General features: G+C 73.0%; 12 protein-coding genes. 8 read left to right on the plus strand and 4 right to left on the minus strand.

Annotated elements, in window-relative coordinates; translation table 11 throughout:
- Positions 1–5 precede the first annotated feature (5 nt).
- On the plus strand, positions 6–773 hold the full coding sequence (locus AC07CM_RS10890) for an ArsR/SmtB family transcription factor (RefSeq protein ID WP_478876021.1): 768 nt from the start codon (positions 6–8) through the stop codon (positions 771–773).
- A gap of 145 nt (positions 774–918) precedes the next feature.
- On the opposite strand, the gene AC07CM_RS10895 is transcribed toward AC07CM_RS10890, so the two are convergent.
- A complete protein-coding gene (locus AC07CM_RS10895) occupies positions 919–1,356 on the minus strand; it encodes an SPW repeat protein (RefSeq protein ID WP_478876022.1) in 438 nt (145 codons plus the stop codon).
- Positions 1,357–1,674: 318 nt separating this feature from the next.
- Here AC07CM_RS10895 and AC07CM_RS10900 point away from each other — a divergent pair, with 318 nt between their 5' ends.
- Positions 1,675–2,730, plus strand: a complete 1,056-nt coding sequence (locus AC07CM_RS10900; protein ID WP_478876023.1) for a MerR family transcriptional regulator — start codon at positions 1,675–1,677, stop codon at positions 2,728–2,730.
- 21 nt (positions 2,731–2,751) lie between these two features.
- Here the strand turns inward: AC07CM_RS10900 and AC07CM_RS10905 are convergent, their stop codons facing one another.
- Together AC07CM_RS10905 and AC07CM_RS10910 are read right to left on the minus strand one after the other, a co-directional pair.
- Positions 2,752–4,128: a cryptochrome/photolyase family protein gene (locus AC07CM_RS10905; protein ID WP_478876024.1), complete on the minus strand. Its 1,377-nt coding sequence runs from the start codon at positions 4,126–4,128 to the stop codon at positions 2,752–2,754.
- Between the two features lie 106 nt (positions 4,129–4,234).
- Positions 4,235–5,758, minus strand: coding sequence for an SDR family oxidoreductase (locus AC07CM_RS10910; RefSeq protein ID WP_478876025.1), 1,524 nt, complete (start codon positions 5,756–5,758; stop codon positions 4,235–4,237).
- Positions 5,759–5,938: 180 nt separating this feature from the next.
- Between AC07CM_RS10910 and AC07CM_RS10915 the strand changes: the two genes are divergently transcribed.
- The gene (locus AC07CM_RS10915; protein ID WP_478876026.1) at positions 5,939–6,115 is read left to right on the plus strand and encodes a hypothetical protein; all 177 of its coding nucleotides are present in this window, start codon (positions 5,939–5,941) and stop codon (positions 6,113–6,115) included.
- Positions 6,116–6,628: 513 nt separating this feature from the next.
- Here the strand turns inward: AC07CM_RS10915 and AC07CM_RS10920 are convergent.
- Positions 6,629–7,534, minus strand: a complete 906-nt coding sequence (locus tag AC07CM_RS10920) for a LysR family transcriptional regulator (RefSeq protein WP_478876027.1) — start codon at positions 7,532–7,534, stop codon at positions 6,629–6,631.
- A gap of 143 nt (positions 7,535–7,677) precedes the next feature.
- Between AC07CM_RS10920 and AC07CM_RS10925 the strand changes: the two genes are divergently transcribed.
- From AC07CM_RS10925 to AC07CM_RS10945, 5 genes are all read left to right on the plus strand, one after another.
- Complete coding sequence (locus AC07CM_RS10925; RefSeq protein ID WP_478876132.1) at positions 7,678–7,755, plus strand: putative leader peptide; 78 nt, start codon at positions 7,678–7,680, stop codon at positions 7,753–7,755.
- A gap of 120 nt (positions 7,756–7,875) precedes the next feature.
- Entirely contained in the window at positions 7,876–9,003 is a 1,128-nt protein-coding gene (sfnG, locus tag AC07CM_RS10930; protein ID WP_478876028.1) for a dimethylsulfone monooxygenase SfnG, read from the plus strand.
- An 81-nt stretch (positions 9,004–9,084) separates the two neighbouring features.
- On the plus strand, positions 9,085–9,639 hold the full coding sequence (ssuE, locus tag AC07CM_RS10935; protein ID WP_478876029.1) for an NADPH-dependent FMN reductase: 555 nt from the start codon (positions 9,085–9,087) through the stop codon (positions 9,637–9,639).
- 5 nt (positions 9,640–9,644) lie between these two features.
- Positions 9,645–10,829, plus strand: a complete 1,185-nt coding sequence (locus AC07CM_RS10940; protein ID WP_478876030.1) for an SfnB family sulfur acquisition oxidoreductase — start codon at positions 9,645–9,647, stop codon at positions 10,827–10,829.
- A gap of 26 nt (positions 10,830–10,855) precedes the next feature.
- Positions 10,856–11,998 (plus strand): LLM class flavin-dependent oxidoreductase, encoded by a 1,143-nt coding sequence (locus tag AC07CM_RS10945; RefSeq protein WP_478876031.1) that lies wholly within the window; start codon positions 10,856–10,858, stop codon positions 11,996–11,998.
- The last annotated feature ends 3 nt before the right edge of the window (positions 11,999–12,001 follow it).

Genomic DNA, 12,001 nt, shown 5'->3' on the forward strand with positions numbered 1-12,001 from the left:
GCCTGATGGACAAGGTCTTCAAGGCGCTGGGCGACTCCACGCGCAGACGCCTTCTCGACCGGCTGCACGAACACAACGGCCAGACGCTGGGTGAGCTGTGCGAGCGCATCGAGATGACGCGCCAGTCGGTCACCCAGCACCTGGCCGTCCTGGAGGCCGCCAACCTGGTCAGCACCGTGCGGCGGGGGCGGGAGAAGCTGCACTACCTCAACCCCGTACCGCTCCACGAGATCCAGGAGCGGTGGATCGACAAGTTCGAGCGCCCGCGCCTCAGCGCGCTCGGTGCCGTGAAGCGACGAGCCGAGGAAGCCATGACCGACAAGCCGAGTTTCGTGTACGTCACCTACATCGCCAGCACGCCCGAGAAGGTCTGGGAAGCGCTCACCGACGCCGATCTGACCGCCGCCTACTGGGGTCACCGCAACGTCTCCGACTGGCAGGTCGGCTCCCGCTGGGAGCACGTGCGCACCGACGGCTCCCGCGTCGCCGACGTGGTCGGCCGCGTGATCGAGAGCGAGCCCCCGACCCGGCTGGTCACCTCCTGGGCCGCGCCCGACCAGGAGGACCAGGAGGACCGGCACTCCCGGGTGACCTTCGAGATCCGGCAGCACGAGGACATCGTCCGGCTGACCGTCACCCACGAGGACCTCAACGACGAGGGTGAGCGCGGCGACGTCGCCTACGGCTGGCCGGCGGTGCTGTCCAACCTCAAGTCGCTGCTGGAGACCGGCCGCACCATGCCGCAGGCGCCCTGGCAGGTGCCCGGCCGCTGAGCCGTGGACGTCGGGAGGCCGGTCCGCCCGGGCGAACCGGCCTCGCGTTCTTCGTGGCCTTCACTATTCGCTTGGTCCTCCCTTCCTCGGTCTTCTCCTCAGGGTCTGGGAAAGCTGTTGTCAGGGCCTGGGGTCGCTGCCGTCGTCAGGGCCTGGGGGCGCTCTTCGCCGCCGTACCGGCGCACATCAGCCCGAGGAGCAGGGCCAGTGCCCCGATGACGACGTTGTTGATGATCACTCCGGCGTCGGGGGCGCTGCCCACGATCCACGGGGCGATGATCATCCAGACACCCATGGCGCACATGGCCCAGCTGAGGCCGTACATCCGCGCGGGGGCCGTGGTGAAGCCGAGTGCCAGCAGGCCTATCGCGACGCCCATGATCAGGTTGTGGGTCGTCAGCGCCGGCTGGCTCGTCGAGTAGTGAAGGATCCATGGGGATGCCGCGCAGTACAGGCCGAGCAGGAACACCGGCCCGTCCACCAGCGCCACATCACGACCACCGAGCATGCGGGCATAGCGTTCCCGCATTTCGGAGACGTCGGGGTGGGTTGCCATGTCACCCCTGTGCGAGACGTTGGCCATGTCTGTCTCCTTCGTGACGCGCAGCCCCGACCGCGCCGATGCGTGGTGCGGGAGCGCCGCTTACCCAGTTTGCTCTTATTCGCCGCTTATGTGTAGGGGCCGGGAAAATCCGGAGGCAGCGGGCGGCCCGGTGTCCGTCGACGGGCCATGCCTCAGCCGCGCCCTCCGGTCACCGCACCGTTTCCGCATCGGCCCTCCACCTGCGGCCCGAGTGAGCTCCGGAGCGACCTCGGTTCCCCGGGTGGGCCGGTGCTGTCATCGCCCGAGCCTTGGCTCACCCCTCAACCCGCATCGATTCTGCACCGTATAGTCGGCCCCATGGACGGCAAGCGTCTCGGCCCCGGACGGTCGGCCGAGGCCGGGCTGACCACGGGAGCCCTCGCCCGGCGGCTCGGGGTCTCACCCACGACGCTGCGCTCCTGGGAGCGTCGTTACGGCATCGGTCCCGCCGAGCGCGCGTCAGGCCGGCACCGGCGATGGACGCCCCCGGACGTGGCGATGCTGGAGACGATGTGCCGGCTGACCGCGACCGGTGTGGCCCCCGCCGAGGCGGCCCGGGCCGCACGGACCGAGGCGGCCGCGGCCGGGCCCCTGGGCGCCGCCGGGCCGGAGACGGCGGCCTCGGGCGGGGGCGCCGCAGGGCCGGACGAGACGACCACGACCATGCTCGAGGGCGCACCCGTGTCCGCACCCGTGCGCGCGGGCGGCCCACCGCCGTCCGATGACGTGCGCCGGGAACTCCGGGGGCTGGCCCGCGCGGCCGTACGCCTGGACGCTCCGGCCGTCGAGGAGCAACTCGCCGCCGCGGTCGCCGGCCACGGCCTCGTCGGGGCCTGGCAGGAGGTGATGGTGCCCGCCCTGCACGCCGTGGGGCGCAAGTGGGCCTCGGCCGGGGACCGCTACGTGGAGGTGGAGCACCTGCTGTCCTGGCACGTCTCCACCACCCTGCGCCGGCACACCCGGCCACCCGTCGTGGCGCCCGGTCCCGCGGCGCCGGGCCCGGTGCTGCTGGCCTGTGTGCCCGGCGAAGAGCACACCCTGCCGCTGGAGGCGCTCAACGCCGGGCTGAGCCAACTCGGCATGACCACCAGGATGTTCGGCGCCGCCGTCCCCGCGGAGGCGCTGGCGGCAGCGGTACGCCGGCTGGGCCCGGCCGCCGTGGTGCTGTGGGCGCAGGCCCGCTCCGCCGCGAGTGTCCCGCTGGCGCAGCACGTCGCCGCCACGGAGTGGGGCGTGAAGGGAGCCCGGTCGCAGCCGCTGGTCGTGCTGGGCGGCCCCGGCTGGGCGGGCCGGCCCGGGCGCGGCATGCTGCGCCCGGCGAGCCTGTCCGAAGCCCTCGACACCCTGACGGTGGCCGCCACGCACCCGGGGTGACAACCGCCGGACGCACGCTTCTCAGCCGTGACCCCGAGCCCGTTTGAAGCGGGCCAGCCCGTCGGCCAGTGCGACGACCGGGTCGGGATAGTCGCCGGCGGCGGCCCGCTCGAGGCCCGGAAGCCTCCACGGCTCGTGGACCGCGCCGTCCCGGATCTCCCGCAGCTCGGGCACCCACCGCCGCACGTAGCTGCCGTCGGGGTCGTACCGCTTGGCCTGGGTGACGGGGTTCAGGACGCGGTTGGGGCGGGTGTCCGTGCCCGTCCCCGCCATCCACTGCCAGTTCAGCTGGTTGTTGGCCACATCCCCGTCGACCAGCAGATCCAGGAAGTGCCGGGCGCCCACCCGCCAGTCGACGTAGAGCGTCTTGGTGAGGAAGCTCGCCGTCAGCAGGCGCCCCCGGTTGTGCATCCAGCCCTCGTGCCGCAACTGGCGCATCGCCGCGTCGACCACCGGGTAGCCGGTGCGGCCCTCCCGCCAGGCCTCGATGTCCGCGCCGGCCGTCCGCTCGGACCGCCAGCGATCGCGCTTCGTGCGGTAGTCGGCGGCGGCCGCCGCGGGCCGCGCCGCCAGCAACTGGCGGTGGAAGTCCCGCCAGGCCAGCTGTCGTACGAACGCCCGCGCACCGGGGCTGTCGGCCGCGCGCGCCCGCCGGACCACCTCGACGGGGGACAGCGTGCCGAAGTGCAGGTGCGGGGAGAGCCGTGAGGTCGCGTCACCGGCCAGGTCGTCGTGCCGGTCCTCGTAGGCGGCGGCGCCGGAGCGCAGCCAGTCGCCGAGCCGTCTCCTGGCCTCTGTCTCACCGCCCGTCGCCAGGCCGGGCGACACCCGCGACTGCGCGGCACGGGACGGCAGGTCCTCGGACCCGACCCCCTCCGGCACGTGGATCGTCCGGGGTGCGCCGAGGACGTCCCGCGGCGGCTGCGCCGACCAGTGGCGGAAGTACGGCGTGAACACGGCGAAGTGGTCCGAGGAGGCCGGGGTCACCGTGCCCGGGGCCACCACGGTGGTCACCGTGTCGTGGACGTGCAACTGCCGCCCCTCGCCCTCCAGCGCGCGCCGCAGTCGCCGTTCGCGTCCCTGGGCGTAGGCACTGACGTCCGCCGCCAGGTGCACCTCGTCGGCATCGACCTCCGCCGCCACCTTGCACACCTCCTCGACCACGTCGCCGGAACGCAGCACGAGCCGCCCGCCGCGCCGGCGCAGCCCGTCGTCCAGGTCGCGCAGGCAGTCGGCGAGGAACGCCAGCCGGTTGGGCACCGCGAACCCCGTCCCGAGCACGCCCCGGTCGCGCACGAAGAGCGGGACCACCTCGCGGCCCCGCCGCAGCGCGGCCCGCAGCGGCGGATGGTCGTGCAGGCGCAGGTCGGCGGTGAACAGGACGACCGAGACGTGCATGGTGCGACTCCGAGGAGAGGGGTGTGGACGCTGACCTCTTCCGGCCCCGGGGGCCGGACGGATGCGCGCCTCCCGGTCGCGCTCGGCCCGCCCGCCGGCGCGGGCGTCAGCGGGCGGACGCCGGCGCGGACGCGGGAACCGGCCGCGCCGCCGCTCGTGCGATGTTCCGCGCCATGCCGCCGAACACCACGGCGTGGAAGGGCGAGATGCTCCACCAGTAGGCGTGCCCGAGCAGCCCGTGCGGATGGAACAGGGCACGCTGGCGGTACCGGCTGCGGCCCGTGCCGTCCGGCTCGGCGTACATCTCCAGCCAGGCGTGCCCGGGCAGCCGCATCTCGGCCCGCAGCCGCAGGAGGTGTCCGGACTCGATCTCCTCCACGCGCCAGAAGTCCAGCGAGTCGCCCACCCGCAGCCGCTGCGCGTCCCGGCGGCCCCGGCGCAGTCCGACGCCGCCGGCCAGCCGGTCCAGCAGGCCGCGCAGGTTCCAGGCGAGCGGGAAGGAGTACCAGCCGTTCTCACCGCCGACGCCCTCGATGACCCGCCACAGCTCCCGCACCGGCGCGTTCACCGGCGTCTCGCGCTGGTCGGTGCAGAGGCTGCCGCCCGCCCAGTCGGGGTCGGTCGGCAGCGGGTCGCTGGGGGCGCCGGGCACCGCGGCGGACGACCAGCGCGTGGTCACCTTCGCCTCCCGCACCCGGCGCAGGGCCAGCCGCACCGCCTGGTCGAAACCGAGCGGATGCCCCGGCGGATCGGGCACGTGTCGGGTGATGTCGCGCTCCTGGCAGACGACCTCGTGGCGCAGCGACTCGGTCAGCGGCCGGGCGATGGACGCGGGCACGGGCGTGACGAGGCCGACCCAGAGGCTGGAGAGCCTCGGGGTGAGGACCGGCACGGGCACGATGACCCGCCGGGGCAGCTCCGCCACGCGCGCGTACCGGAGCATCATGTCCCGGTACGTCAGCACCTCGGGCCCGCCGATGTCGAAGGCGCGGTTGACGTCCTCGGGCAGCCGGGCGCTGCCGACCAGCAGGCGCAGGACGTCCCGTACGGCGACGGGCTGGATGCGGGTGCGTACCCAGCTCGGGGTGATCATCACCGGCAGCCGCTCGGTGAGGTAGCGCAGCATCTCGAAGGAGGCCGAGCCGGAGCCGATGATGACGGCGGCACGCAGCACGGCGGTGGGCACCCCGGACGCCAGCAGGATCCGGCCCACCTCCGCCCGGGACCTGAGGTGCGGGGAGAGCGCGTGGTCGGGCACGCCGGCCGGGGTGAGACCTCCGAGGTACACGATGCGCCGTACACCGGCCGCCTTCGCCCGCTCCCCGAAGATGCGGGCCGCGCGGCGGTCGGTCGCCTCGAAGTCCCTGCCGCTGCCGAGCGCGTGCACCAGGTAGTAGGCCACGTCGACGTCCCGCATCGCCTCGGCGACCGAGGCGGCGTCGGTGACGTCGCCCCGCACCACCTCGGCCTCGCCGGCCCAGGGGTGGTCGCGCAGTTTGCCGGGGGAGCGGGCCAGGCAGCGCACGCGGTGTCCGGCGGCGAGCAGCTCGGGCACGAGCCGGCCGCCGATGTAGCCCGTGGCGCCCGTCACCAGGCAGCGCAGTCCCGCCGCCCCCTCGTCGTGGTCCATGGCTCAGGTCCTCCGCGTCGGTGGTCCCCGTCGGGTCACTTCCCGGGCCGGGCGGCCTGCGGATGCGCCTGCTTCCGCCGGCACCCACTCGGGTGACATGTCCGCACTCATCCGGGGCAGCCGGACCAGTACAGGATGTACGAGTCGTGAGACCGACCGCGCTGGAGGTGACCGGCCGTCATGGGTGCGAAGGTGTTGGAGCGGTTCCCCGCCGGGGCGCCGCGTGGCTCATGGCCCGCGGAGGAGTACGCGGCAGCCCGCCGCGCCGTGGGCGAGCCCGCGACCGTGGTGATGGACCTGAAGTCCGACGCGTTCCTCGTCGTGCTCGAGGGACCCAACGACGACACCCACCCATGACCCGACGGCCGCCCCGCGCGTGATGAGCGGCCGCGGGCGTGGGGCCGTCCGTGCGAGGATCGGCTGTCGGCGGGGGCTCGCGCAGGAAGTGGCACGGGTCCGCCCGACGCTTCCGCACCCGCCACAGGAGCGCCGCGCGCGACTGCGGCGCAGGGTTGGCCGTAGGCCCGGGCTCCCGCCTGAGGAGTGGTCCTCAGCCATCCACCGGTCACCGCGCTCGGCGCGCGGCTGCCGCGCAGGGGTGGCTGTAGCCCCGGGGTTCCCACGTGAGTGGCTCTCAGCCCGGTAGCAGCTCTCGCGCTCTGCGAACAGACGCCGCGCGCGACTGCCCCGCAGGGGTCGTCGGGCTCGCGGGCGCGCGGGGAGTGGCCGTCGGGCCGGTCGATCGCTCCCGTGTTCAGCCGCGGACGCCCGCGAGCTCCCGCACACGGGGCGGCTGTCGGCCCAGGCGCTCCCCAGCGAGAACGTGAGAAACAGGGGTCGGCCCGAGCGCTCCCGAGTCAGGAGTGGCCGTCAGGGCGTCGGTAGCTCTCGTGCCCGGCGTACGAATGCCTCGTGCAGTTCCCGGGCCGCTCGGGGTACCGACTCCGCGCGCCGGCGCTGGAGCATCAGCAGCACCCGGGCCGTGTCGTCGGCGAGGGGCCGGTGGACGATCGTGCCGCGCCGCTCCAGCGGGTCCCCGACGACGCTGAAGTCCGGCAGCACCGTGACGCCCAGCCCCTCGGCGACCAGCAGCTTGCCCATTTCCGCGCCGTCGGTCGAGTACGAGAAGGACGGAGTGCGGCCGGCCAGCAGCCGGTGGACGTACCGGTGCATCACATACCCGGCGCGCATCGCGATCAGCGGAACCCCGAGCAGGTCCTCGACGGTCACCACGGACCGCGCGGCGAGCGGGCTGTCCGGACGCAGGCACACCACCGGACGGCCGCGCAGCAGCTCCGTGGACTCCACTCCGGCCGGCACGTCGTCGCCTTGCAGGTGGTTGACCAGACCCAGGTCGAAGCCGCCCTCCACCAACCCCCGCTGTATCTCCGACTGTTGTGCCCCGACCACCTCCACCTGGGTGACCGGGTGCGCCGCCCGGAACTCCCGCAGCACGGGAATCAGCAGCGGCACGGTCGCCGCGTTGACCGTGCCGACCCGCACCATCCGGCTGATGCGGTGCTGCTCGCCCGCCGCCGAGCGCAGCCGGTCGACCGCCTCCAGCACGCTGACGATGTGAGGGAGCAACTCCCGCCCGGCCGCGCTCATCGTCGCGCCCGATCGCTTCCGCTCCAGCAGGTCGACCCCCAGTTCCCGCTCCAGATTGCGCACGGTCTCGCTCAACGCGGGCTGCGAGAGACGCAGTTCGTCGGCCGCCCGGCGCAGTGAGCCGAGCCGGGTCACCGCCGCGATGTATTCCAGCTGTTCGGTCCGCACCGACGCAGAATGCGCGGCCGGACGCATCGGGTTCAAGGGTTTCCCTGTCACACCTTCGTGAAATTCAATGGTCCGCGATACGAGACCGGTCGGGTTTTCCTTGACGGCCCTCGCGAGGGACTGCCACGATCGGCGGCATGACGATGCGACTGGACCTCACGCGGCGACGCCATGTCGACCTCGCGCGCGTCTCCAGCGCGTCCTGTTGCCGGGCGGTCTGATCTCCGCCTTCTGCCCGCTCCTCGGGTTCTTGCGACACGCCTGGAATTCCATTCCTTTTCCGTGCCGGAATTCCGCGTGCCCGAGACCTTCACCGAGCAATTCCGCAACAGGAGTTCCGCATGCCCGCAGTGCCCGTGAAATTCGCCTACTGGGTTCCCAACGTCAGCGGGGGGCTCGTCACCAGCAAGATCGAGCAGCGCACCGACTGGGGATACGACTACAACCGCGAACTCGCCGTACTCGCCGAGAACAACGGCTTCGACTACGCCCTCAGCCAGGTCCGCTACATCGCCGGCTACGGCGCCGAGTACCAGCACGAGTCCACCAGCTTCAGCCTCGCCCTGCTGCTGGCCACCCAGCGCCTGAAGGTCATCGCCGCCGTCCACCCGGGCCTGTGGCACCCCGGTGTCCTCGCCAAGCTCGGCGCCACCGCCGACCACCTGTCGAGCGGCCGCTTCGCCGTGAACGTCGTCTCCGGCTGGTTCAAGGGCGAGTTCACCGCGCTCGGCGAGCCCTGGCTGGAGCACGACGAGCGCTACCGCCGCTCGGAGGAGTTCATCACCGCCCTGCGCAGGATCTGGACCGAGGACCACGCCGAACTGGCGGGCGACTTCTACCGGTTGCGAGACTTCTCCCTCAAGCCCAAGCCTCTCAACACCCCCGAGCGGCCGCACCCGGAGATCTTCCAGGGCGGCAACTCCACCGCCGCCCGCCGGATGGCCGGCCGGGTCTCCGACTGGTACTTCTCCAACGGCAAGGACTTCGACGGGATCGTCGAGCAGATCCACGACGTCCGCGAGTCCGCCGCCGAAGCCGGGCGCCGGGCACCGAAGTTCGGCCTCAACGGCTTCCTCATCGCCCGCGACACCGAGGCCGAGGCCCGCGAGACCTTGCGCGAGATCGTCGCCAAGGCCGACACCGAGGCCGTCGAGGGCTTCGGCGCCGCGGTGCGGCAGGCGGGCCGGTCCACGGCTGACCAGAAGGGCATGTGGCAGGACTCGAGCTTCGAGGACCTCGTCCAGTACAACGACGGCTTCCGCACCGGGCTCATCGGCACCCCCGAGCAGATCGCGGAGCGCGTCGTCGCCTACAAGAAGCTCGGCGTCGACCTCTTCCTCCTCGGCTTCCTCCACTACCACGAGGAGGTCGAGTACTTCGGCAAGCGCGTGCTCCCGCTCGTACGCGAACTCGAGGCCCGGCTGCCCGAAACCGCCGGCGAGCCCGGGTCCGTGCCCGCGCACGCCTGACAGCCCCTCTGGCACTCCTGACCGCTCCTCTCCGGGCGCCCGCCCGTCGGCGGGTGCCCGGCCTCCCAGAAAGAGTGACCCATGGCCACCGTCCTGTCCGTCTCCGGCAGCCCGTCCGCCGCCTCCCGCACCAACCGCCTGCTGCGCCACCTGGACCAGCGGCTGATCGCCCAGGGACACCGGGTGGTCCCGCTCGACGTGCGTACGATCCCGGCCGAGGCCCTGCTCGGCGCGGACTTCCGGCACCCGGCCGTCGTCGAGGCGACCGAGCTGTTCGCGCGCGCCGACGGCGTCGTGGTCGGCACCCCCGTCTACAAGGCGTCGTACTCCGGCGTCCTCAAGGCGCTCCTCGACCTGCTGCCGCAGTACGCGCTCACCGGCAAGACGGTGCTGCCGCTCGCCACCGGAGGCTCCACCGCGCACGTCCTCGCCATCGACTACGCGCTGCGCCCGGTGCTGCACTCCATGGGCGCCGCCCATGTCGTCCAGGGCTGGTTCACCCTCGACAAGGACATCACCGTCCTGGAGGACGGCTCGCTCACCGTGGCCCCGGCGACCGCCGAGGCCCTGGGACAGGTCGTGGACCAGTTCTCGGCGGCCCTGGACCGCACGCCGGTGCTGGCGGCGGCGAGCTGAGCGTCATGACCGCCCATGTCATCGCCGACGACGCGGAGGCGCTCGCGGTCGCCGCGGCCCTGGCCGAGGAGTTCCGGGCCGGGGCCGCCGCACGGGACGCCGAGCGCAGGCTGCCCCGCGCCGAGCTGGACCGGCTGTCCGCGTCCGGGCTGCTCGCCGTGACCGTGCCCGCCGAACACGGCGGCGCGGATGTCGGTTCGGGCACCCTTGCGGAGATCTTCCGGCTGCTCGGCTCCGCCGACGGCAGCCTCGCCCAGATCCCGCAGAGCCACTTCGCCTACGTCAACGTGATCCGCCGGCAGGGCACGGACGAGCAGCGGAAGTTCTTCTTCGCCGAGCTGCTCGCCGGCCGCCGCTTCGGCAACGCGCAGTCGGAGGCGGGCACCCGGCACGTCCAGGACATCCGCACCCGCCTGGAACCGCGGGCCGACGGCTCGTACCTGCTGAACGGCGTCAAGCACTACAGCACGGGAGCCCTGTTCGCCGACTGGATCCCCGTGCCGGCCCGCGCCGAGGACGACGAGCTGCACGTCGCCTACGTCCCCCGCAACGCCCCCGGCCTGACGGTGATCGACGACTGGGACGGCATGGGCCAGCGGACCACGGCCAGCGGCACCGTCCGCCTGGCCGCCGTCCCCGTGCCCGCCGACCGTGTCCTGCCCCACCACCTCACCTTCCGGGGGCCGCAACTCCACGGGGCGGTGGCCCAGTTGCTGCACGCCGCCATCGACACCGGCATCGCCGGGGCGGCGCTCGAACAGGCCGTGGAGTTCGTGCGCACCAAGAGCCGCCCCTGGTTCGAGAGCGAGGCCGAGACCGCCGCCGAGGACCCGCTGCTCATCCAGCGCTTCGGTGAACTCGCCCTCCAGGTACGGACGTCGGAGGCGCTGCTGCGGGAGGCCGCCCGCGCGGTCGACGCGGCCCGTGACCGTCTGACCGACTGCACGGCGGCCGAGGCGTCCATCGCGGTCGCCGCCGCCAAGGTACGGGCTGCCGAGGCCGCGGTGGAGGTGTCCGGCGCCCTGTTCGAGGTGTCCGGCACCCGCTCGGCGCTCAACTCACTCAATCTGCACCGTCATTGGCGTGACGCCCGCACCCACACCCTGCACGACCCGACCCGTTGGAAGATCCAGCACATCGGCCGGTACGTGCTGAACGGAACCCGGCCGCCCCGCCACGGCCTCCTGTGACGCGCGTACCAGAACGGAGACCCCACGTGTCCCTCACCTTTCACTGGTTCCTGCCCACCAACGGCGACAGCCGGCACGTCGTCGGCGGCGGCCACGGCACCCCGGCCACCGCCTCCGGGCGGGACCGGCCGCCGACGGTCGCCTACCTGAGCCAGATCGCCCGGGCCGCCGAGGACCTGGGCTTCGTCGGCGCGCTCACCCCGACCGGCGCCTGGTGCGAGGACGCGTGGCTGACCACCGCCATGGTCAGCCAGAACTCCGAACGGCTGAAGTTCCTGGTCGCCTTCCGGCCCGGCTTCGTCTCGCCGACGCTCGCCGCGCAGATGGCGTCCACCTTCCAGCGGCAGACCGGCGGACGGCTGCTGCTCAACGTGGTCACCGGCGGCGAGAGCCACGAACAGCGGGCCTACGGCGACTTCCTGGACAAGGACGGCCGCTACCGACGTACCGGTGAATTCCTGCAGATCGTGCGGGAGTTGTGGCAGGGCAAGAGCGTCGACCTGCACGGGGAGCACCTCCGGGTCGAGGACGCGCGGCTGAGCCGGGTGCCCGATCCGGTGCCCGAGGTGTACTTCGGCGGCTCCTCGCCCATCGCCGGGGAGATCGCCGCCCGGTACGTCGACGTGTACCTGACCTGGGGCGAGCCACCCGCACAGGTCGCCGAGAAGATCGCCCGGATCAGGGGACTGGCCGCGCGGCACGGCCGCACCCTGCGCTTCGGCATCCGGCTGCACGTCATCGCCCGGGACACCTCCGAGCAGGCCTGGGCGGAGGCGAACCGGCTGCTCGACGGCTTCGACGCGGAGACCGTACGGGCCGTCCAGACGGGACTCGCCCGCAGCGAGTCCGAGGGACAGCGGCGCATGCTGGCCCTGCACGGCGGCAGCCGCGACGGGCTGGAGATCCACCCCAACCTGTGGGCCGGCATCGGCCTGGTGCGCGGCGGCGCGGGTACGGCCCTGGTCGGCAGCCACGACGAGGTCGCCGAGCGGATCAAGGAGTACCACGCCCTCGGCATCGACGAGTTCGTGCTCTCCGGCTATCCGCATCTGGAGGAGGCCTACTGGTTCGGCGAGGGCGTGCTGCCCCGGCTGGCCGCGCAGGGGCTGTGGCGGCATCCCGACGGGAAGACGGCCGCCGCCTCGGCGCAGGTGCCGTTCGCGAAGTGATCA

Source organism: Streptomyces sp. NPDC044061, assembly GCF_056434305.1.

Excerpts from the sequence above, each read along its gene's own strand:
- AC07CM_RS10890 (WP_478876021.1), top strand. The coding sequence starts at position 6 with ATGGACAAGGTCTTCAAGGCGCTGGGCGACTCCACGCGCAGACGCCTT.
- AC07CM_RS10895 (WP_478876022.1), bottom strand. The coding sequence starts at position 1,356 with ATGGCCAACGTCTCGCACAGGGGTGACATGGCAACCCACCCCGACGTC.
- AC07CM_RS10900 (WP_478876023.1), top strand. The coding sequence starts at position 1,675 with ATGGACGGCAAGCGTCTCGGCCCCGGACGGTCGGCCGAGGCCGGGCTG.
- AC07CM_RS10905 (WP_478876024.1), bottom strand. The coding sequence starts at position 4,128 with ATGCACGTCTCGGTCGTCCTGTTCACCGCCGACCTGCGCCTGCACGAC.
- AC07CM_RS10910 (WP_478876025.1), bottom strand. The coding sequence starts at position 5,758 with ATGGACCACGACGAGGGGGCGGCGGGACTGCGCTGCCTGGTGACGGGC.
- AC07CM_RS10915 (WP_478876026.1), top strand. The coding sequence starts at position 5,939 with ATGGGTGCGAAGGTGTTGGAGCGGTTCCCCGCCGGGGCGCCGCGTGGC.
- AC07CM_RS10925 (WP_478876132.1), top strand. The coding sequence starts at position 7,678 with ATGCGACTGGACCTCACGCGGCGACGCCATGTCGACCTCGCGCGCGTC.
- sfnG (WP_478876028.1), top strand. The coding sequence starts at position 7,876 with ATGCCCGCAGTGCCCGTGAAATTCGCCTACTGGGTTCCCAACGTCAGC.
- ssuE (WP_478876029.1), top strand. The coding sequence starts at position 9,085 with ATGGCCACCGTCCTGTCCGTCTCCGGCAGCCCGTCCGCCGCCTCCCGC.
- AC07CM_RS10940 (WP_478876030.1), top strand. The coding sequence starts at position 9,645 with ATGACCGCCCATGTCATCGCCGACGACGCGGAGGCGCTCGCGGTCGCC.